Origin of the sequence: Phenylobacterium sp. (genome assembly GCF_037189685.1) — a bacterium.
In the GTDB taxonomy this organism is placed as follows: Bacteria; Pseudomonadota; Alphaproteobacteria; order Caulobacterales; family Caulobacteraceae; genus Phenylobacterium.
The window spans coordinates 77,507-99,268 of record NZ_JBBCIT010000003.1 but is presented as its reverse complement, the minus strand read 5'-3'; the positions used below and the strand labels follow the sequence as shown (position 1 = coordinate 99,268).

Genomic DNA, 21,762 nt, shown 5'->3' with positions numbered 1-21,762 from the left:
CACGGCTCAGACCGTCGTTCCAGGCCGCCGTTCCAGGCCGCCGTTGCCCCCGGCGGGCGGCTTGCGCTAAGGCTCGCCCCCACTTCAGAGGAGCCCGCAGCCGCCGCCATGACCGAGATCGTCGATATCACCGCCCGCGAGATCCTGGATAGCCGGGGCAATCCGACCGTCGAGGTGGACGTGATCCTCGAAGATGGGTCGATGGGCCGCGCGGCGGCGCCGTCGGGCGCGTCCACGGGCGCGCACGAAGCGGTCGAGAAGCGCGACGGCGACAAGGGTCGCTATCTCGGCAAGGGCGTGCGCCAGGCCGTCGAGGCGGTGAACGGCGAGATCTACGACGCCCTGTCGGGCTCGGACGCCGAGGACCAGCGCCGCATCGACCGGCTGCTGATCGATCTCGACGGCACGAAGAACAAGAGCCGGCTGGGGGCCAACGCCATCCTGGGCGTCAGCCTGGCGACGGCCAAGGCGGCGGCCAGCTCGGCGGCGCTGCCGCTCTACAAATATGTGGGCGGCGTCTCGGCGCGGGTCCTGCCGGTGCCGATGATGAACATCATCAACGGCGGCGCGCACGCGGATAACCCCATCGACATCCAGGAGTTCATGATCCTGCCGACCGGCGCGGACACCTTCGCCGAAGGCCTGCGCATGGGCGCCGAGATCTTCCACGCCCTGAAGGCCCAGCTCAAGGCCGCGGGCCACAACACCAACGTCGGCGACGAGGGCGGCTTCGCGCCCAACATCGGTTCGGCCGAGGAGGCCCTGGCCTTCATCGTCAAGGCTGGCGAGAGCGCGGGCTACAAGGCCGCCAAGGACTTCCACCTGGGCCTCGACGTGGCCTCCACCGAGTTCTTCAAGGGCGGCAAGTACGTCATGGAGGGCGAGGGCAAGACGGTCGATCCCGCCGGCATGGTCGACTACCTGGCCGGCCTGGTGGCGAAGTTCCCGATCGTGACGATCGAGGACGGTTGCGGCGAAGACGACTTCGAGGGCTGGAAGCTGCTGACCGACAGGATGGGCGGCACGGTCCAGCTCGTCGGCGACGACCTGTTCGTGACCAATCCCGAGCGCCTGGGCATGGGCATCGGCAAGGGGCTGGCCAACTCGATCCTGGTGAAGGTCAACCAGATCGGCACCCTGAGCGAGACGCTCGACGCCGTCGATCTGGCGCATCGCAACAGCTACACGGCCGTGATGAGCCACCGCTCGGGCGAGACCGAGGACTCGACGATCGCCGACCTCGCGGTCGCCACCAACTGCGGCCAGATCAAGACGGGCTCGCTGGCCCGTTCGGACCGTACGGCCAAGTACAACCAGCTCCTGCGCATCGAGGAGGAACTGGGCGACCAGGCGATCTACGCCGGCAGGGGCGCGCTGCGGAACCTCTAGATTCCCCTCGGAAGGATGGCTGACGCGTCCAGGCCGGCGTCGCGGGCCAGCCGCTTCGCCGCCTCGGCTTCCAGCGCCGTGGGCCAGGGCGCGCCGCTCCGGGCGGCGAGCGCGCGGGCCCGCGAGAGGAACTCTATCGCATACCGCCGGTTGGCCTCGAGGATCTCGTTCCAGTCCGCGCGGGGGATCGGAAGCGCCGCCAGCAGGGCCACATCCTCCGCTGGAAGGAGCCGTGACAGGGACAGGGCGCCCATGGGCGCCGGCGGCGCCTGGGCCTCGACGAGCAGGTCCTGCAACAGACCGCGCAGCAGGGTCACGCCCGTCACCGCCAGCACCGGCTCGTCGCGGCCCATGGCCACCGGAAGCAAGCCGATGATGCGGAGAAACTCCTCCACCAGGCTCGCGATCTTCCGGGGATCGGGTTCCCGGGGCGGATAGGTGGCCGGCAGGCCGCCGATCAGGTCCTGTGGATCGTAGAGCGCCCGCACGCGGTCGCGCGCGCCCGTGACATGCCCGGGTATGGTGACGGTGACGTCCAGCCGGAGCCAGCCGGGCAGGACGGCCATGAAAAGGGGATGGGGCGGAAAGGTCTGTCGCCACAGGACGGGGCGCGCGATGGCCGACACCCAGGCCTGAAGGCCTTGCACAACGGCGGCGTGACGGTCCGGCGGGGTCACGAGGATGGTGTCCACGTCGCTCCACCGGTCGCCGCCGCCGGCGCCCAGGCTTCCGCCCAGCAACAGGGCGATCACGTCCGGATCGCGCGCGGCCGCCGCCTGGAGCGCCCGGATCAGTTCGTCGCGGGCCAGATCTTCGCGGGTCAAGAACGTGCCTCCGCCGATGGCGGGAGCAGCATGGCCCGGCGTGACGGCCGCCGCTAGCGGCGGATCAGCCCGGCGACCAGCGACACGAGCTCGGCCTGCCGGTGCGCGCCCGCCTTGTCGAGGATGCGCTTCAGGTGCGTCCTGGCCGTGGCCTCGGACATCTCCAGTTCGACCGCCGCCTCACGAGGGGAACGGCCCCGGGCCAGGACCGCGGTGAGCGCCGCTTCCCGTGGCGTGAGGCCGAAGGCGTCGGCCAGCGCGTCGGCGTCCGCCGCGAGGGCCGCGCCGGGGTCGTCGATGAAGATCCCCACACATGCGCCACCGGCCCGCAGGCCGGGTGTTTCCAGCCGCTCGACCTGCAGCAGGAGCGGGAAGGGGGACGTCGCGCGCGCGACGCGCAGGCGCAGCGGCCGGTCCGGAGGCGCCCGATCGCCGCCGGCCGCCAGCAGCATCGCCGAGAGTTCGCGCGCCGGCCGGGGCGACCGCAGCCGCAGGCCTCGCTCGTCGAGCGTGAAGACGTCCGACCTCTGCGCCAGCGCCAGCGCCTCGCGGTTGGCGAAGATCAGTTGCAGGCGACGGTCGAGAAGCACCACCGCACTGGAAAGGCGGTCGAGCATGCCGAACGCCGCGAAGAGGCCGTTCTCGGCCTCGGCCAGTCGCCGCGCCAGCCGGAAGGCGCGGGCCAGATGGGGCCGCACGCCTTCCAGCACCTGCATCGCCTCGGGCTCGTAGTCGCCGAGCCGCTCGGGCCGGAAGACGGAGAGGAAGCTGCGGGTTTCACCAAGGTCGACCGAGGTGAGGGCGGCGTGATGGCCGTCCAGGGGCTCGACGAAGTCGGCGTAGAAGCGGCTGGCGTAGAGCGCGCGGCTCAGCGGCGTCTGGGTGGGCACCAGCCGGCACATCCGGTCCCAGCCCGCCTGGGGGAAGCGGCTCAGCCAGACGCGCACCGGATCGCTGTCCAGGGCCCCGACCATCCGGCCGCTGAGCGCGGGATCCATGTTGCCGGCCACGGCGCCCCATCGGCCGTCACCATGCCCTTGCTGCGCCGTGACGGCGTGGTGGCCTCCCGCGGCGAGGGCCAGGGCCGTGAGGGCATGCGGCATGGCTTCAGGGTCCTCGACCGCCTCGTAGAAGCGGTCCGCCAGGCTGAAGACGACGTCGGCTGGGCCCATCGTTCCGCGCTCCACATCCCCTGATTGGGGTATTACCAACTTTAGATTGAGCTGTACGTCGCGTCATCGGGAGCTGCGCGGGCATCGCGCAAACTTGATGAACGGAGACAACCCATGCCCTCTGAAACCTTGACCCGCCCCGTGACCGCCACCCTGGCGCGATCGCCTTCACTCGTGGTCGTCGACCCCCAGCCGCCCGCGGCGCCAGAGGTCCGCGCTGTGCTCAACGACGTGGCCGACCGGCTGAAGCTGGGCTTCGCCATGGCCGCCGCCGGCGTGAAGCCCGCCGAGGCCACCGACGCGGATCGCCTGTTCCAGGCGATGGTGGCCAGCCGGCCGGCCGCCGCCCGCGAAAAGGGCCAGGCGCGGGCGCAGAGCATGCTGGCCGCCCCGGCCGCGACCCGCGCCAACTTCTTCGGGCGCTATGGGGTGATCGACAGCGCCCGTTACAAGGGCCTCGACGACGCCGGGCGCACCGTCGGCAAGGTCGCCGTCGACGGCGCCAGGCTGCAGGGCGCGCTCGCGAAGTTCGGCGACAACGACGCCGTGCGCATCGAAGGCGCGCCGAGCCTATTCAAGGCCCGCACGCTGAAGGCCATCGACCTCAAGGCCCTGCGCAAGCTGAAGGCCATCGACCCGGACGTCCTGGCGGGCGCGAAGTACAAGAAGCTGGGGCTCTTCCTGAACAGCGTCCACTGCCTGGAAGAGACCGACGAATGGTCGGCCTCGGACGAGATCGCGATGGGGGGCACGGCCACGGCTCCCGACGGGACCACCCGCAAGATCCCCGAGTTCATGGTCTCCAACGACTTCGACGCCGGCGAGAAGAAGGTCTACGGCGGGCGCGGGCGGCTGCTTCACGAATGGAGCATCTTCACCAACTCCAACTGGCCGCACGTCTATTCGGCGGTCCTCGTCATGGCCGAGAAGGACGAGGGCGGCTTCGGCAAGTTCCTCCAGGAACTCTGGGACAAGGTCGGCGCCGAGGTGAAGAAGGCGATCGCCGGGGCGGTCGGCAGCGCGATCGGCGCGGCCCTGGGCTCGTTCTTCGGTCCCCTGGGCGCGGGCCTCGGCGCTGCGGTGGGCTGGCTGGTCGGCCTGCTGGTCGACTGGATCCTGAGCTGGTTCAAGGACGACCTGATCGCCATGAAGGTGATCCAGCTCAGCCTGGGGGCGGCCACCAAGTCCTACTATGACTGGGCGGGGCTGACGGCCAATCCGGCCCGCCAGTTCAGCATGAACTTCAACGGCGACGGCGGCCGCTACCGGGTCTGGTGCAGCCTTTCGGTCTACCCGTAGCCGCCGGGCGGGTGGCGCGGCCGGCGGCCAGGTCGCGCCACCCTCTTTGCTGCAACGTTTCGTTAATCATGAGGGCCGCTATGGTCGGATGTCGGAAACCTTCGTGATTCCCGTGCTCGACCGCCTCCGCCCCTATCTCTCGACCGCGTTCCTGGCGCTCCTGATCGCCTATTTCGCCTATCACGCCTTCACGGGCGAGGGCGGCCTGCTGCAGTCCGACAGCCGGGACGCGGCCTTGGCGGCGAAACGCGCCGAACTGGCCGACCTGACCGAGCGGCGGCACGATCTGGAGGTTCGCGCCCGCCTCCTGCGCGACGAAAGCCTTTCCGCCGATCTCCTGGAGGAAAGGGCGCGCTCCCTGCTAGGCTTCGCCGACCCGAGGGACTATGTGATCCGCATGCAACCCTGAGGCTGGTTCGTCGGTCTTCAGGGGACGAATCAGGGATCACGGGAGCAACGCATGGCGCGCGGGCAGACCGCTTCGGCCGGTCGGCGGAAAACCACCAGCGCACCCCGCCGGGCCGGCGGGAAAGGGCACAATTCCAGCCCCGACGCCGGCAAGGACGAGCTGCTCGAATATTATCGCCAGATGCTGCTCATCCGCCGGTTCGAGGAACGCGCCGGCCAGCTCTACGGCATGGGCCTGATCGGCGGCTTCTGCCACCTCTACATCGGCCAGGAAGCCATCGCCGTCGGCTGCGAGGCGGCCAAGAACCCTGGCGACCAGTTCATCACCGGCTACCGCGACCACGGCCACATGCTGGTCGCCGGCATGGACCCGCGCGAGGTGATGGCCGAGCTCACGGGGCGCATCGGCGGCTCGTCCAAGGGCAAGGGCGGGTCGATGCACATGTTCTCGACCGAGGCGGCCTTCTACGGCGGCCACGGCATCGTGGGCGCGCAGGTGGCCCTGGGCACCGGCCTGGCGCTGGCCAACAGCTACCGCGAGGACGGCAAGGTCAGCTTCGCCTTCTTCGGCGACGGCGCCGCCAACCAGGGCCAGGTCTACGAGAGCTTCAACATGGCGGCGGTCTGGAAGCTGCCGGTCGTCTATGTGATCGAGAACAACCAGTACGCCATGGGCACGGCCATCGACCGGTCCACGTCCGAGGTCGAGCTCTACAAGCGCGGCATCTCGTTCAACATCCCCGGCGAGCAGGTGGACGGGATGGACGTGCTGGCCGTGAAGGCGGCGGCCCAGCGCGCCTGCGAGCACGCCCGCGGGGGCAAGGGGCCGTACATCCTGGAGATGAAGACCTACCGCTACCGCGGCCACTCCATGAGCGACCCGGCCAAGTACCGCACCCGGGAAGAGGTGGACGAGGTCCGCAAGACCCGCGACCCCATCGAGCATGTCGAGCACCTGCTGGAGACGAACGGCTGGGCCGACGCCGAGGCGCTCAAGGCCATCGACGCCGAGGTGAAGAAGATCGTCGCCGACGCGGCCGAGTTCGCCCGCACCTCGCCCGAGCCCGACCCGTCCGAGCTCTATACCGACGTCTACACGGAAGCTTCTGTCCAAGGAGTGGGCGCGTGACCGACATCCTGATGCCGGCGCTCTCGCCCACCATGGAGGAGGGCACGCTCGCCAAGTGGTTCGTGAAGGCGGGCGACACGGTGAAGTCCGGCGACGTGATCGCCGAGATCGAGACCGACAAGGCGACCATGGAGGTCGAGGCCGTGGACGAGGGCGTCGTCGCCGAGATCCTGGTGGCCGAGGGGACCGAGGAGGTGAAGGTCAACACGCCCATCGCCCGACTGGACGGCGAGGGCGGGACGGCCAAGCCCGCGCCCGAGGCCCAGGAGGCGCGGGCCGAGGAAGCGCCCGACGAGACTCCGGTCGCCGACGCGTCGCCCGGCAAGGGCGAGGGCAAGGCGTCCGCCGGCGACCCCGAGAAGAAGCCGCCGGAAGAGGCCGAGACCCGGCCGGAAGGCGAGGGGCCGGCCGCCGTCACGCCGAAGGAGACGCTCAAGGACCCCGAGCTGCCCGAGGGCGTGACCCTGGTGAAGACCACGGTCCGCGACGCCCTGCGCGACGCCATGGCCGAGGAGATGCGCCGCGACCCCGACGTCTTCCTGATGGGCGAGGAGGTGGCGCAGTACCAGGGCGCCTACAAGGTGAGCCGCGGCCTGCTGGACGAGTTCGGCGCCAAGCGGGTGATCGACACGCCGATCACCGAGCACGGCTTCGCCGGCCTGGGCGTGGGGGCGGCCATGGCCGGCCTGAAGCCGATCGTCGAGTTCATGACCTTCAACTTCGCCATGCAGGCGATCGACCACATCATCAATTCGGCGGCCAAGACGCTGTACATGTCGGGCGGGCAGATCCGGACGTCCATCGTCTTCCGCGGCCCGAACGGCGCCGCCGCCCGCGTGGCCGCCCAGCACAGCCAGGACTACGCCGCGTGGTACGGCCACGTCCCCGGCCTGAAGGTGATCGCGCCCTACGACGCGGCCGACGCCAAGGGCCTGCTGAAGGCGGCGATCCGCGATCCGAACCCCGTGGTCTTCCTGGAGCACGAGATGCTCTACGGCCAGGAGTTCGACGTGCCGGAGGTCGAGGACTGGGTCGTCCCGATCGGCAAGGCCAAGGTCCGGCGCGAGGGGAACGGCGTCACCCTGGTGGCCTACTCGCGGATGGTGGGCTTCTGCCTGGCCGCCGCCGAGGAGCTGGCGAAGGATGGGATCGAGGCCGAGGTCGTCGACCTGCGCACGATCCGGCCCATGGACATCGAGACCGTCGTCGAGAGCGTGAAGAAGACCAACCGCCTGGTGACGGTGGAGGAAGGCTGGGGCCCGATGGGCGTCGGCGCCGAGATCGCGGCCAAGGTGACGGAGCTGGCCTTCGACTATCTCGACGCCCCGCCGGCGCGGGTGCATCAGGAGGACGTGCCGCTGCCCTACGCGGCGAACCTCGAGGCGCTTTCGATGCCCTCGATCGAGCGGATCGTGAAGGCGGCGAAGGCGGTCTCGTACAGATGACCGCTCCACAAGATTCCGCTCATCCCCGCGCATGCCGGGACCCAGATCGCCGAACGCCGAGGCGGACTGGATATCTGCTGAGCCTCTCGAACCCACATCTGAGTCGTTCCATCTGGGTCCCAGCATGCGCGGGGATGAGCGGAGCTCGGGAATGACCGACAGCCCCTTCACCTGGCGCGCGGGCGGGTGCCACTGTGGCGGGGTGCGCTTCGAGGTGGCGTTGCCGCAGCGCGTCGAGGCCCAGAGCTGCAACTGCTCCATGTGCGCCAAGGCGGGCTTCGTGCACATCATCGTGCCGGAAAGCCGGTTCCGCATCACGCGGGGCATCGACCGGCTGGCCGAGTACACGTTCAACACGCGGGTGGCCAAGCACCTGTTCTGCTCGGAATGCGGGATCAAGAGCTTCTACCGGCCGCGCTCCAACCCGGACGGCTGGAGCGTCAACGCCCGCTGCCTGGATACGACCGACGGGCTGGACCTCGTCATCGAGGCCTTCGACGGCCAGAACTGGGAGGCCAACGGCGCTTCCCTCGCGCATCTCTCCAAGGAACACGCATGACGGACATCCTCATGCCCGCGCTTTCTCCGACCATGGAGGAGGGCATCCTCGCCAAGTGGTTCGTGAAGGCGGGCGACACGGTGAAGTCGGGCGACGTGATCGCCGAGATCGAGACCGACAAGGCGACCATGGAGGTCGAGGCCGTCGACGAGGGGGTCGTTTCCGAGATCCTGGTGGCCGAGGGAACCGAGGGCGTGAAGGTCAACACCCCCATCGCGCGGCTGGGGGAGGAGGGCGGTGCGCCGGCCAAGGCCGAACCTGCGAAGGCCGAACCCGCCAAGCCCGAGACACCGAAGGAGGCGCCGAAGGCCGGGCCCGAGACGCCCCGGAACGCCCCCGCCAGGGCGGAGGACAGCGGGAAAAAGCCGGCTCCGTCGGCCACGACGCATGACGGCGGCGGCCAGCGTATCTTCGCCTCGCCGCTGGCGCGCCGGCTGGCCGAGCAGAAGGGGATCGACCTGTCCGCCGTGAGCGGCTCGGGCCCCCACGGCCGGATCGTCAAGGCCGACATCGACGCGGCCAGGCCGGGGCAGGCCAAGGCGCCCCCTGCGGCCACCGCGGCGCCATCCGCCGCACCCGCGCCCCGCGAGCACAGGTCGCTGGAGCAGATGGGCATTCCGGCGGGCAGCTATGACCTGATCCCGCTGGACGGCATGCGCAAGACGGTCGCGCGGCGGATGACCGACAGCTTCCGCGACGTGCCGCATTTCCCGCTGACCGTCGACGTGGAGCTGGACGAACTGCTGGCCGCCCGGACCAAGATCAACGCCTTGCTGGAGAAGCAGGGCGTGAAGGTCAGCGTCAACGACCTGGTGCTGAAGGCCGCCGCCGTGGCCCTGATGCGCGTGCCCGAAGCCAATGCGTCCTACACGCCCGAGGGCATCGCCATGCACCACCACGCCGACATCGCCATGGCCGTGGCGGTGCCCGGCGGCCTAATCACGCCCATCATCCGGGCCTGCGAGACCAAGGGCCTGGCGCAGATCGCCACCGAGGCGAAGGACCTGGCCGAGCGGGCGCGGAGCAAGAAGCTGAAGCCCGAGGAGTTCCAGGGCGGCACCTTCTCGGTCTCCAACCTCGGCATGTTCGGGATCAAGACCTTCAGCTCGATCATCAACGAGCCGCAGGGCGCGATCCTGTCGGTGGGCGCGGGCGAGAAGCGGCCGATTGTGCGCGGCGACAAGATCGAGATCGCCACGGTGATGTCCGTCACCCTGACCTGCGACCACCGGGTGGTGGACGGCGCCACCGGCGCCCGCTGGCTGGCCGCGTTCAAGCCGCTGCTCGAAGATCCCATCACCCTGATCGTCTGAGGCCCGAAGCATGGATTTCGACGTTATCGTGATCGGCTCGGGTCCCGGCGGCTACGTCACCGCCATCCGGTCCAGTCAGCTCGGCTTCAAGACCGCCATCGTGGAACGCACGGAACTGGGCGGCGTCTGCCTGAACTGGGGCTGCATTCCGACCAAGGCGCTTCTGAAGTCGGGGGAGGTCTACGAGCAGCTCGACCACCTCAAGGATTATGGCCTTTCGGTCGAGAAGCGCGGCTTCGACTTCGACGCGGTCGTGCAGCGATCGCGGAAGGTGGCGGCCCAACTGAATTCGGGCGTGGCCTTCCTGATGAAGAAACACAAGGTCGAGGTGGTGGAGGGGGCCGCCCGGCTGGAGAAGGGCAAGGACGCCCCGACCGTGGTCGTCGGCGATCGTAAGCTGACCGCCAAGCACGTGATCCTGGCGACCGGAGCCCGCGCCCGGACCCTTCCGGCCATCGGCCTTGAACCGGACGGCGAGCGGGTCTGGACCTATCGCGAGGCGCTGGTCCCCAAGGCGGCCCCGAAGTCGCTGGTGGTGATCGGGTCGGGCGCCATCGGCATGGAATTCGCGAGCTTCTACAGAGCTCTGGGGTCGGATGTTACGGTTGTCGAGATGATGCCGCGCATCCTGCCGGTGGAGGACGAGGAAGTCTCGAAGGCGGCGCACAAGGCGTTCGAGAAGCGGGGCATCAAGTTCCGCGTGCCGGCCAATGTGAGGAAACTCTCGAAGTCGAAGACGGGCGTCAGCCTGGAGATCGAGGCCGGCGGCAAGGCCGAGATCCTGAGCGCCGATGTCGCCATCGTGGCCGTGGGCATCGTGGGCAACGTCGAGGACATGGGCCTTGAGGCCCTGGGCGTGAAGATCGAGAAGACCCACGTGGTCACCGACGGCCATGGCGCCACGGGCGTGCCGGGCCTCTACGCCATTGGCGACGTGGCCGGTCCCCCCTGGCTGGCGCACAAGGCCAGCCATGAAGGTGTCCATTGCATCGAGCATATCGCGGGGGAGGCGCCCACGAACCTGAGCGCGCCGATTCCCGGCTGCACCTACACCACGCCCCAGATCGCCTCGGTGGGCCTGACCGAGGCTCAGGCGAAGGAGAAGGGGCTGGAGCCCAAGGTGGGCCGCTTCCCGTTCCGCGTGAACGGCAAGGCCATCGCTGCGGGCGAGACCGAGGGGTTCGTGAAGACGGTCTTCGACGGCAGGACCGGCGCGCTCGTCGGCGCCCACATGATCGGGGCCGAGGTCACCGAGATGATCCAGGGCTTTGCCCTGGCCATGACCCTGGAGGCCACTGAAGCCGAGCTGCACGCCACCGTCTTCCCTCATCCCACCATGAGCGAGGCGATGCACGAGGCGTCGCTCGACGCCTACGGGAAAGTCCTGCACATCTGATCCCCCCATGAAGAGGGGAGGGACTACGCTCCCCGCTGCATCTCCGCGTCGACGATGCGCTGGAGCGCGACATAGTCGGTCTTGCCCGTGCCCAGCACCGGGATTTCGGGCACCTTGATGATCTTGCGCGGCACGGCGATCTCGGGCGCGCCGATGGTTTGCGCGTGCGCCAGCAACGCCGCGGCGTCAGCGTCGCGACGGTCGGTCACCAGGACGATCCGCTCGCCCTTCTTCGGATCGGGCAGGGCGATCACGGCGTGGCGCCCGTCCGGCCACACGGCGACGGCCAGGTCTTCGGCGGCGGTCAGCGACACCATCTCGCCGCCCACCTTGGCGAAGCGCTTCACCCGGCCCAGGATCCTGATCCAGTCGTCGTCGCCCAGCGAGACGACGTCGCCCGTATCGTGCCAGCCCCCTTCCGGCGGGTCGATGCCCCCGTCCGCCCGCAGATAGCCCGACATGATGTTGGGCCCGCGGACCAGAAGCTTGCCGCCGCCCGGAATGCCCTCCACCGGCTCCAGGCGGGCCTCGACGCCGGGCAGCAGGCCGCCCACGGTGCCGCGACGGTTGTCGGTGGGCGTGTTGACCGCGATCACCGGCGAGGCCTCGGTGGCGCCGTAGCCCTCCAGCAGCGGGATCGGCCCGAACCGTTCGTTGATCAGGTTGTGGGTCTCGTCACGCACCTTCTCGGCGCCGCAGACCACGAACGTCAGGCCCGATAGCTCGTCCGGCTCGGCCGAGCGCGCATACTGGTTGATGAAGGTGTCGGTGGCGAACAGCACGTTCGCCCGGGTGTCCTTCACCAGCGGCGGGATCTGCTTGATGTGCAGCGGGGAAGGGTACTGGAACGCCTTCATGCCCTCGAAGATCGGCAGCAGCGCGCCGCCGGTCAGGCCGAAGCAATGGAAGATCGGCAGCGGGTTGAAGAACACCCAGGTGGGGTCCAGCGGGATGTGCTGGGCCACCTGCCTGCAGTTGGCCACCAGGTTCGAGTGGCTGAGGACGACGCCGCGCGGCGCGCCGAAGCTGCCCGAGGTGAACAGGATCACGCCGGGGTCCGAAGGCTTCACCGCCGTCCGGAACGATTTTGGCAGGGCGCCGGCGGCGGCGGCGAACAGCTTGTCCGGGAGGCCGATCGTCTTGCGCACATCCTCCAGGTAGATGACCGAGGTCATGGTCTCGAGGGCGTCGATCAGGTCGTGGAGCTTGCCCTGCTCGACGAAGCGATGGGACGTCAGCACCGTCTTCACGCCCGCCAGTTCGCAGGCCGCCTTCAGGTTCCGGATGCCCGCCGTGAAGTTGAGCATGGTCGGGATGCGGCCGAAGGCGTGCAGGGCGAAGAACGTCACCACCCCGCCCGAGCTGGAGGGCAGCATCACGCCGACACGTTCGCCCCGGGCGGTGAAGGCCGCGATCTTCCGTCCCAGCGCGAAAGCGGCGCGGATCAGGTCGAGATAGGTGAGGGGGCTTCGTTCCTGGTCCTCCAGGATCGGCTTCTTGAGCCCGTGTTTCCGCGCCGACTGGATCAGGGCGTCGAAGATGGTGGACTGCGCCTTGGCGCTGTCGAACGCACGCAAGAGCGGCGCCTCCCTCTGTGTCTTGTTGGGGAAAGGGTATAGCCGCCCTCGGCTGCTGAAAAGATCGGTTACGGGACGTGACAGGCTTTGCCTTGGGCGTGCGGCGCGGCGACGGCTTGATCCGTGGCCGCGAAGGGACGATCTAGGGGCCATGGCCGTGGTCATCGACACGCTGGGCGGCAAACGCCCGCGGCACCCTGAGAAGCAGTCGCGTCCCGACTCGCCGATCCTGCGCAAGCCCGAGTGGCTGCGCGTCCGCGCGCCGGGCTCCCCCGGCTACAACGCCACCCGAGATATCGTGAAGGGCCACGGCCTGGTCACGGTGTGCGAGGAAGCGGCCTGCCCGAACATCGGCGAGTGCTGGTCGAAGAGCCACGCCACCATGATGATCATGGGCGAGATCTGCACGCGGGCCTGCGCCTTCTGCAACGTCGCGACCGGCAAGCCTGCCGCCCTCGATCCCACCGAGCCGGCCCGCGTGGCGGACGCCGTGGCGAAGATGGGCCTGCGCCACGTGGTGATCACCTCGGTGGACCGCGATGACCTCGCCGACGGCGGCGCGGCGCATTTCGCCGCCGTGGTCCGCGCGATCCGCGGGGCGTCTCCGGGCACGACGGTGGAGATTCTCACGCCCGACTTCCTGCGCAAGCCGCTGGAGGCCGTCCATGCGGTGATCGACGCCCGGCCCGACGTCTTCAACCACAACCTGGAGACCGTCCCGCGGCTCTACCTGTCGATCCGACCCGGCGCCCGCTACTACCACTCGCTCCGGCTGCTCGAACGCGTGAAGGAGCGCGATCCCGAACAGTTCACCAAGAGCGGCATCATGGTGGGGCTGGGCGAGGCCAAGGAAGAAGTCATGCAGGTGATGGACGACATGCGCTCGGCGGGCGTCGACTTCATCACCATCGGCCAGTACCTCCAGCCCACGCGCAAGCATGCGCCCGTCGATCGCTTCGTCCATCCCGACGAATTCCGCGCCTACGAGGAGATCGCCCGCGCCAAGGGCTTCCTCGTGGTCTCGGCCAGCCCGCTGACCCGGTCCTCGCACCATGCCGACGAGGATTTCGCCCGCCTGCAGGCCGCGCGCCGGGCGAGGGAAGCGGCGGCCTAGGCTTCCGCCCTTGCACCACCACGTCTCACGCGTGCTGCCCTACACGCCCGGCCAGCTCTTCGCCCTGGTGGGCGACGTGGCGCGCTATCCTGAGTTCGTCCCCTGGATCACCTCGATGCGGACCTGGAACGCCCGGGGGGCGGGCGAGGGTGTCGACAGCGTAGACGCCGAGGCCGGTGTCGGCTTCTCGTTCCTCAGGGAGCGGTTCGCCACCCGTGTGCGGCGCGACGCCGGCGCGCGGCAGATCGACGTGAACCTGCTGTCGGGGCCGTTCCGCAAGCTGACCAACCGCTGGCGGTTCCTGGACGATCCCGAAGGGACGCGGATCGAATTCGACATCGACTTCCAGTTCAAGTCGCGGCTGCTGGAAGGGCTGCTGGCCGCCAACTTCCACCACGCCGTCGACCGGCTGATGGGCTGTTTCGAGGATCGGGCGCGGACGCTCTACGGCTCCGGCGAGTTGGATCAGGCCAACCGGTCGCGCAGCATCTGAAGCGCCGCCTGCACCGCGGCGGCCTGGATTCCCTCGCGGGTGTCCTCCTCGAAGAAGAACTCCTCATGGACCAGGCGCTGGTTCGTGCGCGCGGTGGCGATGTGGACGGTGCCGACGGGCTTCATGGCCGTGCCGCCGCCAGGACCCGCGACGCCGGTGATGGCGACCGACAGGTGGGCGTTCGAGGCTTCCAGGGCGCCTTCGGCCATCATCCGCGCCACGGGCTCGGAGACGGCGCCCAGATCGGCGATCAGGTCGCCCGGCACACCCAGGAGTTCCTGCTTGGCGCGGTTGGAATAGGTGACGAAGCCCCGCTCGAAGACGTCGGAGGAGCCTGGAATGGAGCAGATCGCGCCCGCGACGAGGCCACCGGTACAGCTCTCGGCCGTGACGATCCGCAGCGACCGTTCCCGCGCCTCGTCGATGAGAAGCCGCGCCAGGGTCGTGATCTCCAGGTTGAACATCGGCTCGAAGGTCCCTCTACTCGCGCCGCTCACAGAGCATCGCGCGTCCGCTCCATCAAGGCGATTCGAGACATGACCACCGTGGCCGCCGTCGCACCGGCTCGCCAGGCGCCGCCGGCGCTGTTCGTCCTGACCGTGTTCACCAGCGCGGCGCTGGTGTTCATGGTCCAGCCGATGGTGGCCAAGCTGGTGTTGCCCCTGCTGGGGGGAAGCCCGTCGGTCTGGAACACCTCGATGGCGTTCTTCCAGATCGCCCTGCTGGCCGGCTACTTCTACGCCCATCTCCTTCAGCGCATCCCCTCGGTCCGGGGACAGGCGATCGCCCACGTCTCGGCCCTGATCGTCGCGGCCATCGCCTTGCCGCTGCGGGTGAACGGCCTCGCCGGCCCCCCGTCCTCCGAGCATCCCAACCTGTGGCTGCTGGCGGTTCTGGCCCTGTCCATCGGCGCGCCCTTCGCCGTCCTTTCCGCCACCGCGCCGCTGGTGCAGGCCTGGCACGCACGGACCATCGGGGTGGCGGAAGGCAAGGAGCCCTACGCCCTCTACGCCGCCAGCAACTTCGGCAGCCTGATCGCACTGCTGGCCTATCCCGTGCTGGTGGAGCCGCTGTCTTCGCTCGCTGGCCAGCGCTACGGCTGGAGCGCCGGCTACGCCCTGTTCGTACTGGTCATCGCGACGCTGGGCGTGGCCGTGTCGCGCGTCCGCGCCGCCGAAGTGGTGAAGGTCCGGGCCACGACGACGCCGCCCACATGGCGTCAGCGGGCGATCTGGGTCCTGCTGGCCGCGATCCCGTCCAGCCTGATGCTGGGCGTCTCGACCTACATCACGACCGACGTGGCGTCGGCGCCGTTCCTCTGGGTGCTGCCGCTGGCGCTCTACCTCACGACCTTCATCATCGCCTTCCAGGATCGGCCGCTGATCCCGCTGGGCGTCACCCTCGTGCTCCAGGCCGCGGCGGTAGCGATCTGCGCGGCGTTCCTGCCGTTCCGGGCCAGCTTCTTCGGCGTCCAGCTCTTCGTCCACCTCGCGGCCTTCTTCCTGACCGCGCTGATGTGTCACCAGCGGCTGGTGGCGCGGCGTCCGGACCCGGCGCACCTCACCGAGTTCTACCTCTGCCTGTCCCTGGGCGGGGTGGTCGGGGGCGCCTTCAACGCCTTCCTGGCGCCGGTGATCTTCAACGACGTCTGGGAATACCCGATCGTCCTGGCCCTGGCCTGCCTGGCGCGGCCGTGGGGCGACCTGAACCGGGTGCAGACCTGGACCTGGGCGATGCTGATCCTGGGCGTCATCGCGGCGGTCGCCACCCCGATCGCGGTCACCTTCGCCGGCTCGAGGATGACCACGGAATCCGTCGTGGGGTCGTTCGACCAGGCCGAACTGTTCGACATGGCAGTCAAGGGGCTGCTGGGTCTCGCGGTGATCGCGGCGTTCATGGTGCGTCGGCAGGCCCTGTTCTTTCTCGCCATCATCGCCGTGATGTCGTACGCGGCCGAGACCGCGGCCGACCGGACCGACACGCGCCAGAGCTGGCGCAGCTTCTTCGGCGTGCTGAAGCTCTCGCAGACCTATGTCCCCAGCCTCGACGGCCGGGTGAAGATGCTGGCCCACGGCACCACGCTGCACGGCGCCCAGGCGCAGAACCCCGAGTATGCGTGCCAGCCGATGGTCTACTATACGCCCAGCACGCCCATCGGGCAGGTGTTCGTCGCCCGGCAGAAGGAGAAGCCCGGCCTTCGCATCGGGACGGTCGGCCTGGGGACGGGCTCGGTCGCCGGTTACGTCCGCGAGACCGATCACCTGACCTTCTTCGAGATCGATCCGCTGGTGGTGCGGGTGGCGACGGATGCGGCGCATTTCACCTACACCACGCTCTGCGCCAAGAGCCTGGTCGACTATGTGATCGGCGACGCGCGCCTGACCGTGGCCGAGCAGCCGGACGCCAGCTTCGACATCCTGCTGATCGACGCATTTTCGTCGGACGCGGTTCCGGCGCATCTGCTGACCGTCGAGGCGGTGCGGGGCTACCTCAGGAAGCTGAAGCCCGACGGCGTGCTGATCCTGCACCTGTCCAACCGCAACCTCGATCTGATGAACCCCGCCCAGGCCGTCGCCCGGGCCGCCGGCGGCTACGCCATGGCCCAGAACTACCGGCCTGGCGAGGTCGATCCCAAAGGCACCTGGGAGTCGTCGGAAGACGCGGTCATCGTCGCGCGCAACCGGGAGGCCCTGGCCGCCTTCGCCGCCGACGGGCGCTGGCGGGACGCCGACCCCTTCAAAGCGCGCCCCTGGACCGACGACTACACCAATCTCGCCGGCTCGCTCTACGCCAACCTCAAGGGCCGGTGGACCTGGCTGCCCTAGAGGCCGGTCGCCCTAGAGAGGCGTCTCCACCGTCACGACGGCCTGGGCCATCAGGCCTTCGCCGCGGCCGGTGAATCCCATGCCCTCGGTCGTGGTGGCCTTCACGCTCACGCGATCGATCGGAAGCCCGAGGATCTCGGCGACGCGGGCGCGCATGGCGTCGCGATGCGGGCCGATCTTCGGGCGCTCGCAGATCAGGGTGACGTCGACGTTCAGGATCCGGCCGCCGCGCGCCGCCACACGCGCCGCGGCGTGCGCCAGGAAGCGGTCCGACGATGCGCCTTTCCACTGTGGATCGGACGGGGGGAAGTGCTGGCCGATGTCGCCGTCGGCGATGGCGCCCAGGACCGCGTCGGTCAGGGCGTGCAGGCCGCAGTCGGCGTCGGAATGGCCCACCAGGCCGTGGTCATGGGGAATCCGCACGCCACAGAGCCATACGGCGTCGCCGGGGCCGAAGCGATGGGCGTCCACGCCCTGGCCAAGCCGCACCATGCGCTGGCCGGCGGCGATATGTTCAGCCAGCAGGAAATCCTCCGGGTAGGTCAGCTTCATCAGGATCGGATCGCCGGACGCCAGGGCCACGCGGCCCCCCGCACGTTCGACGATCGAGGCGTCGTCGGTAGGCTCCTCGTCGGCCGGCCATGCGGCGTAGGCGGCGGCCAGGCGGCCACGCCGGAAGGCCTGCGGCGTTTGGGCGCGCCACAGGCCGGCCCGCGGCACGGTGGCCTCCACCACCGCATCCCCGCGCTTGAGCGTGTCCGCGACCGGCAGCGCCGGGACGGCGCCGTCCGCGTGGCTCAGGGCGTCGAGCAGGACCTCGATATGCCGGCGCGTCACGAACGGACGGGCGGCGTCGTGGACGAGCACCGGCTCATCCGGGCCGCCGTTGATCACTGCAAGACCGCAAAGAACGGATTCAGCTCGGGTTTTCCCGCCGGCCACGGCCTGCCAGCCGTTCAGCCCCGCCAAGGCTCCGGCCAGTGAATCGGCCCGATCCGGCGCCACCACCACCACGACCTGTCGCGCGCCCGAGGCCGTCATCGCCTCGACGGACCAGCGCAGGAGGGGACGCCCTCCCAGCGGTCGCCACGCCTTGGGCGCGCCCGGCCCGGCGCGCAGGCCTTCGCCCGCCGCTACGATCACGGCTGAGAACGTCATGCCCGCGCTAATAGGGAACTGCGGTTCGTTCCGCCAGCTTTCCCGCTTTACGGCGCCGCATCATTCTGCCTAGAAATACGGCGTTAGGATTGATTACAAAATGAGCAATACGGTCGACATCGGCGGTGTTCGGGTTGCGGGGCGGGTCTGGATCGCCCCGATGACGGGGGTCTCGGACCTTCCGTTCCGTCGCGCCGCCAGTCGCCTGGGCGCGGCGTACGTCTCGACGGAAATGGTCGCCTGCGCCGAGTTCGCGAAAGGGCGTCCGGACGTGGTGCGTCGCGCGGCGGTCGGCGAGGGGCTGCCTCTCACGGTGATCCAGTTGGTCGGCCGCGACCCGAGGGCGATGGCCGAGGGCGCGCGCCTGGCCGAGGCCGCCGGGGCGGACATCATCGACCTCAACTTCGGCTGTCCCGCGCGGGAGGTGACCGGGGGCCACGGCGGCTCGGCGCTGATGCGCGAGCCCGATCTCGCGGTCGAACTCATGGAGGCGGCCGTCGACGCGGTGGCGGCGCCCGTCACCGTCAAGATGCGGCTTGGCTGGGACGACGCCGCGCGCAATGCGCCCGGCCTCGCAGCGCGGGCCGAAGCGGCGGGCGTGAAGGCGGTGACGGTGCATGGCCGCACGCGCTGCCAGTTCTACAAGGGCGATGCGGACTGGGCGGCCGTGCGCGAGGTGCGCGAGGCCATCTCGCTGCCGCTGATCGTCAACGGCGACATCGTGGACGGCGGGACGGCCGCGCGCGCGCTTGCGGCCAGCGGCGCCGACGCCGTGATGGTGGGGCGGGGCGTCTACGGCCGGCCCTGGATCGCCGCCCAGATCGAGACGGAACTGGACGGGCGGACGTTCGCCGAACCCGACGCAGATGGGCGCCTGGCCATCGCCGTCGCCCATCTGCGCGACAGCCTGGAATTCTACGGCGAGCGCCTGGGCCTGCGGATCTTCCGCAAGCACCTGGCCGCCTACATCGAAAACGCCCCCTGGCCCGCCGATGCTCGGGCCCGGAGAGAAGCGCGTGCGGCTCTGTGCCGCCTGGAGGACGCCCGATCGGTCGAGCGGGGGCTCACCGCCCTCTGGACAACGCGGGACCACAGGCTGGCGGCATGACAGGAACGACCCGGTTACAGGCGAAGGGCGCGCAACTCGACACCCTGAAGGCCCAGGCCTTCGAACTCAGCCCCGACCCCTCGCTGGTCGTCAGCGCGGACGGCGCTCTGGTGGCCGTGAACGAAGCGGCGGAAGCCCTGTTCGGACAGGGGCTGGGCCTCCTGGCGCGGGGCCGGTTCCGCGCGGCGCTGCCGCCGGGTTCGGCCCTGGTCTCGCTTCTGAACCGAGCCATCGAGGAGGACGCCCGCGTGCGCGAGCGGGGGGTCCACATCAGCCTGTTCGGCCTTCCGCCGTTCGAGGCCGACGGCGCCGCCGCGCCTCTGAGCGATGGCTCGGTGCTTCTGACGCTCACGGTCCGCAACGGCCTGGGCGTGGAGCGCGGCGCGCACGAGGCGGCCGGCCTGCGGTCCCTGGTGGGCCTGGGCCGCATGCTGGCGCACGAGATCAAGAACCCTCTGGCCGGAATCCGGGGGGCGGCCCAACTCCTGAAGAGCGGCGCCAAGGCCGAGGATGCGCCCCTGGCTCAGCTCATCGTGGACGAGACCGATCGCGTGCGCCGTCTGGTGGATCGCATGGAGGCGTTCTCCGACGACGCCTTGCCATCGCTCACGCCGCTCAACATCCACCAGATCCTCGACCGGGTGCGGGCGCTGGCCGCCAATGGCGTGGCGGACGGCCTGGGCCTGAAGGAACGCTACGACCCCTCCCTGCCGCCCGTGATGGGCGACGAGGACCAACTGATCCAGATATTCCTCAACCTCGTGAAGAACGCCGCCGAGGCCGCCCATGCGCGCGGTGACGGCCGCGGCGAGGTCTCGATACACACGGCCTATCGGCATGGGGTGCGTGTGCGTTCGGCCAAGGGGCAGGCCCTGCGCGGGGCGCCGCTGGAGGTGCGCATCCAGGACAACGGTCCGGGCATCCCCGAGCATATCCGCGAAAGCCTCTTCCAGCCCTTCGTCACCTCCAAGGCCAACGGCGCCGGTCTGGGCCTGGCGCTGGTGGCCAAGCTGGTCACCGGTCACGGCGGTCTGATCGACTTCGAGTCCGAGCCGGGGCGAACCATTTTCCGCGTCCTCCTGCCGATCGCGGCCGGGGACGAAACCTTCACGTCAGGCGTCCACGCATGAATGCCGCTTCCAAGAAGATCCTGATCGCCGACGACGATTCGTCGATCCGGCTGGTCCTGTCCCAGGCCTTTACGAGGCTGGGGTATCAGGTCCGCGCGACGGGCAACGCCACGACGCTGCTGAAGTGGGTGACGGACGGCGAGGGCGACCTCGTGGTCACCGACGTCGTGATGCCGGACGAGAACGTGTTCGACGTCCTGCCGCGCATCAAGAAGAGCCGGCCCAAGCTGCCCGTCATCGTGATGAGCGCCCAGAACAACCTGATCACGGCCGTCAACGCGGCCGAGGTGGGGGCGTTCGAGTATGTTCCCAAGCCGTTCGACCTGGACGACATGACCTCGGCCGCGCGCCGGGCCCTGTCGCGTCCGGCCGACAGCGAGGCCGCCAAGGCCCAGGCCCGGGCGGTGCGCGACGACCGCCTGCCGCTGATCGGCCGCTCGGGGCCGATGCAGGACGTCTACCGGACGATCGCCCGCCTGGTCGGCGCCGACCTGACCGTGCTGATCACCGGCGAATCCGGCGCCGGCAAGGAACTGGTCGCCCGCGCCCTGCACGACATGGGCCGCCGCCGCGACGGCAAGTTCGTGGTCATCAACCTGGCCGCCACACCCCGTGAGCGTGTGGAAAGCGAGCTGTTCGGCAAGGAGGAGGGCGACTTCGGCAAGCTGATCGAGGCCGACGGCGGCACGCTGTTCCTCGACGAGATCGGCGACATGCCCCTGGACGCCCAGACGCGCCTGCTGCGGGTGATCGACGGCTCCGAACCGGCGCTGAATCCCAAGACCGGGCGGCGGCCGAACGTGCGGATCATCGCGGCGACCAACCGCGACCTTCGCGCCCTGATCCAGCAGGGGCTGTTCCGCGAGGACCTATTCTTCCGCCTGAACGTCGCGCCATTGCGCATTCCGCCGCTGCGTGACCGGGCCGAGGATATCCCGGACCTCGCCCGCGCCTTCCTGTTGCGCGCCAACCGCGAGGGCCTGCCCGCGAAGACCATCGATTCCAGCGCTCTCGAGCGGCTGAAGCGACACGCCTGGCCGGGCAACGTGCGCGAGCTCGAAAATCTGATCCGCCGCGTCTGCGCGCTCTACGGCGAGGACCTGATCACCGCCCGCATCATCGAGCGCGAACTGGCCGACCACCAGCCCGTGGTGCAGGGTCAGGAAGGACCGGCGACCCTGTCGCAGCTCGTGGAGCAGAAGCTGTCCGGCTACTTCGCCGACCAGCCCGACGGCATCCCGCCGCCCGGCCTCTACGACCGGGTCCTGGAGGAGGTGGAGCGCCCGCTGATCCAGCTCACCCTGGCCGCGACCCGTGGCAATCAGGTGCGCGCCGCCGAGATCCTCGGCCTGAACCGCAACACCCTGCGGAAGAAGATCCAGGACCTGGGCGTGGAGATGGCGCGCGGGCGTCGCTGAGCCTG

The 21,762-nt window shown here is 69.6% G+C and carries 19 protein-coding genes; 14 read left to right on the top strand and 5 right to left on the bottom strand.

The features are described from left to right. The first annotated feature begins 108 nt into the window (after window positions 1–108). Window positions 109–1,389: a phosphopyruvate hydratase gene (gene eno / locus WG212_RS01845; protein ID WP_337185359.1), complete on the top strand. Its 1,281-nt coding sequence runs from the start codon at window positions 109–111 to the stop codon at window positions 1,387–1,389. Here the strand turns inward: eno and WG212_RS01840 are convergent. Together WG212_RS01840 and WG212_RS01835 are read right to left on the bottom strand one after the other, a co-directional pair. Next, window positions 1,386–2,213 (bottom strand): hypothetical protein, encoded by an 828-nt coding sequence (locus WG212_RS01840; protein WP_337185358.1) that lies wholly within the window; start codon window positions 2,211–2,213, stop codon window positions 1,386–1,388. The genes eno and WG212_RS01840 overlap by 4 nt on opposite strands. 53 nt (window positions 2,214–2,266) lie before the next feature. Beyond that, a complete protein-coding gene (locus tag WG212_RS01835; RefSeq protein ID WP_337185357.1) occupies window positions 2,267–3,385 on the bottom strand; it encodes a helix-turn-helix transcriptional regulator in 1,119 nt (372 codons plus the stop codon). A 114-nt stretch (window positions 3,386–3,499) separates the two neighbouring features. Here WG212_RS01835 and WG212_RS01830 point away from each other — a divergent pair, with 114 nt between their 5' ends. The 7 genes from WG212_RS01830 to lpdA all read left to right on the top strand — a co-directional run bounded on the left by WG212_RS01830 (window position 3,500) and on the right by lpdA (window position 10,934). Continuing rightward, window positions 3,500–4,684 carry a hypothetical protein gene (locus WG212_RS01830; protein ID WP_337185356.1) on the top strand — a complete coding sequence of 395 codons (1,185 nt, stop codon included), beginning with the start codon at window positions 3,500–3,502 and terminating at the stop codon, window positions 4,682–4,684. A gap of 112 nt (window positions 4,685–4,796) precedes the next feature. Then, on the top strand, window positions 4,797–5,093 hold the full coding sequence (locus WG212_RS01825) for a septum formation initiator family protein (RefSeq protein WP_337185422.1): 297 nt from the start codon (window positions 4,797–4,799) through the stop codon (window positions 5,091–5,093). 51 nt (window positions 5,094–5,144) lie between these two features. After that, window positions 5,145–6,221: a pyruvate dehydrogenase (acetyl-transferring) E1 component subunit alpha gene (gene pdhA / locus WG212_RS01820; RefSeq protein WP_337185355.1), complete on the top strand. Its 1,077-nt coding sequence runs from the start codon at window positions 5,145–5,147 to the stop codon at window positions 6,219–6,221. Continuing rightward, window positions 6,218–7,666: a pyruvate dehydrogenase complex E1 component subunit beta gene (locus WG212_RS01815; RefSeq protein WP_337185354.1), complete on the top strand. Its 1,449-nt coding sequence runs from the start codon at window positions 6,218–6,220 to the stop codon at window positions 7,664–7,666. The genes pdhA and WG212_RS01815 overlap by 4 nt, the downstream gene beginning before the upstream one ends. Window positions 7,667–7,817: 151 nt before the next feature. Then, on the top strand, window positions 7,818–8,225 hold the full coding sequence (locus WG212_RS01810; RefSeq protein ID WP_337185353.1) for a GFA family protein: 408 nt from the start codon (window positions 7,818–7,820) through the stop codon (window positions 8,223–8,225). Continuing rightward, a complete protein-coding gene (locus WG212_RS01805) occupies window positions 8,222–9,538 on the top strand; it encodes a pyruvate dehydrogenase complex dihydrolipoamide acetyltransferase (protein WP_337185352.1) in 1,317 nt (438 codons plus the stop codon). The genes WG212_RS01810 and WG212_RS01805 overlap by 4 nt, the downstream gene beginning before the upstream one ends. 10 nt (window positions 9,539–9,548) lie before the next feature. Next, on the top strand, window positions 9,549–10,934 hold the full coding sequence (gene lpdA, locus WG212_RS01800; protein WP_337185351.1) for a dihydrolipoyl dehydrogenase: 1,386 nt from the start codon (window positions 9,549–9,551) through the stop codon (window positions 10,932–10,934). 23 nt (window positions 10,935–10,957) lie between these two features. Here the strand turns inward: lpdA and WG212_RS01795 are convergent, their stop codons facing one another. Further along, window positions 10,958–12,511, bottom strand: coding sequence for an AMP-binding protein (locus WG212_RS01795; protein ID WP_337185350.1), 1,554 nt, complete (start codon window positions 12,509–12,511; stop codon window positions 10,958–10,960). Window positions 12,512–12,662: 151 nt separating this feature from the next. Here WG212_RS01795 and lipA point away from each other — a divergent pair, with 151 nt between their 5' ends. Continuing rightward, window positions 12,663–13,625 (top strand): lipoyl synthase, encoded by a 963-nt coding sequence (gene lipA / locus WG212_RS01790; protein ID WP_337185349.1) that lies wholly within the window; start codon window positions 12,663–12,665, stop codon window positions 13,623–13,625. Between the two features lie 10 nt (window positions 13,626–13,635). Then, window positions 13,636–14,118, top strand: coding sequence for an SRPBCC family protein (locus WG212_RS01785; protein WP_337185348.1), 483 nt, complete (start codon window positions 13,636–13,638; stop codon window positions 14,116–14,118). On the opposite strand, the gene WG212_RS01780 is transcribed toward WG212_RS01785, so the two are convergent. After that, window positions 14,091–14,582: a CinA family protein gene (locus tag WG212_RS01780; protein ID WP_337185347.1), complete on the bottom strand. Its 492-nt coding sequence runs from the start codon at window positions 14,580–14,582 to the stop codon at window positions 14,091–14,093. The genes WG212_RS01785 and WG212_RS01780 overlap by 28 nt on opposite strands. Window positions 14,583–14,654: 72 nt before the next feature. Here WG212_RS01780 and WG212_RS01775 point away from each other — a divergent pair, with 72 nt between their 5' ends. After that, window positions 14,655–16,943, top strand: a complete 2,289-nt coding sequence (locus tag WG212_RS01775) for a fused MFS/spermidine synthase (RefSeq protein WP_337185346.1) — start codon at window positions 14,655–14,657, stop codon at window positions 16,941–16,943. A gap of 12 nt (window positions 16,944–16,955) precedes the next feature. Here WG212_RS01775 and WG212_RS01770 read toward each other — a convergent pair whose 3' ends face one another. Continuing rightward, the gene (locus WG212_RS01770) at window positions 16,956–18,101 is read right to left on the bottom strand and encodes a bifunctional 2-C-methyl-D-erythritol 4-phosphate cytidylyltransferase/2-C-methyl-D-erythritol 2,4-cyclodiphosphate synthase (protein ID WP_337185345.1); all 1,146 of its coding nucleotides are present in this window, start codon (window positions 18,099–18,101) and stop codon (window positions 16,956–16,958) included. Window positions 18,102–18,201: 100 nt separating this feature from the next. On the opposite strand from WG212_RS01770, the gene dusB reads away from it, so the two are divergent. Genes dusB through ntrC form a run of 3 tightly spaced genes read left to right on the top strand, consistent with a single transcriptional unit; the run spans window position 18,202 to window position 21,757 of the window. Next, on the top strand, window positions 18,202–19,209 hold the full coding sequence (gene dusB / locus WG212_RS01765; protein ID WP_337185344.1) for a tRNA dihydrouridine synthase DusB: 1,008 nt from the start codon (window positions 18,202–18,204) through the stop codon (window positions 19,207–19,209). Then, on the top strand, window positions 19,206–20,339 hold the full coding sequence (locus WG212_RS01760; RefSeq protein WP_337185343.1) for an ATP-binding protein: 1,134 nt from the start codon (window positions 19,206–19,208) through the stop codon (window positions 20,337–20,339). The genes dusB and WG212_RS01760 overlap by 4 nt, the downstream gene beginning before the upstream one ends. Next, window positions 20,336–21,757, top strand: coding sequence for a nitrogen regulation protein NR(I) (ntrC, locus tag WG212_RS01755; protein WP_337185342.1), 1,422 nt, complete (start codon window positions 20,336–20,338; stop codon window positions 21,755–21,757). Before WG212_RS01760 ends, ntrC begins: the two co-directional genes overlap by 4 nt. Window positions 21,758–21,762: the final 5 nt, after the last annotated feature.

Bases quoted from the DNA above. Each gene is read 5' to 3' on its own strand.
- eno (WP_337185359.1), top strand. From the start codon at position 109: ATGACCGAGATCGTCGATATCACCGCCCGCGAGATCCTGGATAGCCGG.
- WG212_RS01835 (WP_337185357.1), bottom strand. From the start codon at position 3,385: ATGGGCCCAGCCGACGTCGTCTTCAGCCTGGCGGACCGCTTCTACGAG.
- WG212_RS01830 (WP_337185356.1), top strand. From the start codon at position 3,500: ATGCCCTCTGAAACCTTGACCCGCCCCGTGACCGCCACCCTGGCGCGA.
- pdhA (WP_337185355.1), top strand. From the start codon at position 5,145: ATGGCGCGCGGGCAGACCGCTTCGGCCGGTCGGCGGAAAACCACCAGC.
- WG212_RS01810 (WP_337185353.1), top strand. From the start codon at position 7,818: ATGACCGACAGCCCCTTCACCTGGCGCGCGGGCGGGTGCCACTGTGGC.
- WG212_RS01805 (WP_337185352.1), top strand. From the start codon at position 8,222: ATGACGGACATCCTCATGCCCGCGCTTTCTCCGACCATGGAGGAGGGC.
- lpdA (WP_337185351.1), top strand. From the start codon at position 9,549: ATGGATTTCGACGTTATCGTGATCGGCTCGGGTCCCGGCGGCTACGTC.
- lipA (WP_337185349.1), top strand. From the start codon at position 12,663: ATGGCCGTGGTCATCGACACGCTGGGCGGCAAACGCCCGCGGCACCCT.
- WG212_RS01780 (WP_337185347.1), bottom strand. From the start codon at position 14,582: ATGTTCAACCTGGAGATCACGACCCTGGCGCGGCTTCTCATCGACGAG.
- WG212_RS01775 (WP_337185346.1), top strand. From the start codon at position 14,655: ATGACCACCGTGGCCGCCGTCGCACCGGCTCGCCAGGCGCCGCCGGCG.
- WG212_RS01770 (WP_337185345.1), bottom strand. From the start codon at position 18,101: ATGACGTTCTCAGCCGTGATCGTAGCGGCGGGCGAAGGCCTGCGCGCC.
- dusB (WP_337185344.1), top strand. From the start codon at position 18,202: ATGAGCAATACGGTCGACATCGGCGGTGTTCGGGTTGCGGGGCGGGTC.
- WG212_RS01760 (WP_337185343.1), top strand. From the start codon at position 19,206: ATGACAGGAACGACCCGGTTACAGGCGAAGGGCGCGCAACTCGACACC.
- ntrC (WP_337185342.1), top strand. From the start codon at position 20,336: ATGAATGCCGCTTCCAAGAAGATCCTGATCGCCGACGACGATTCGTCG.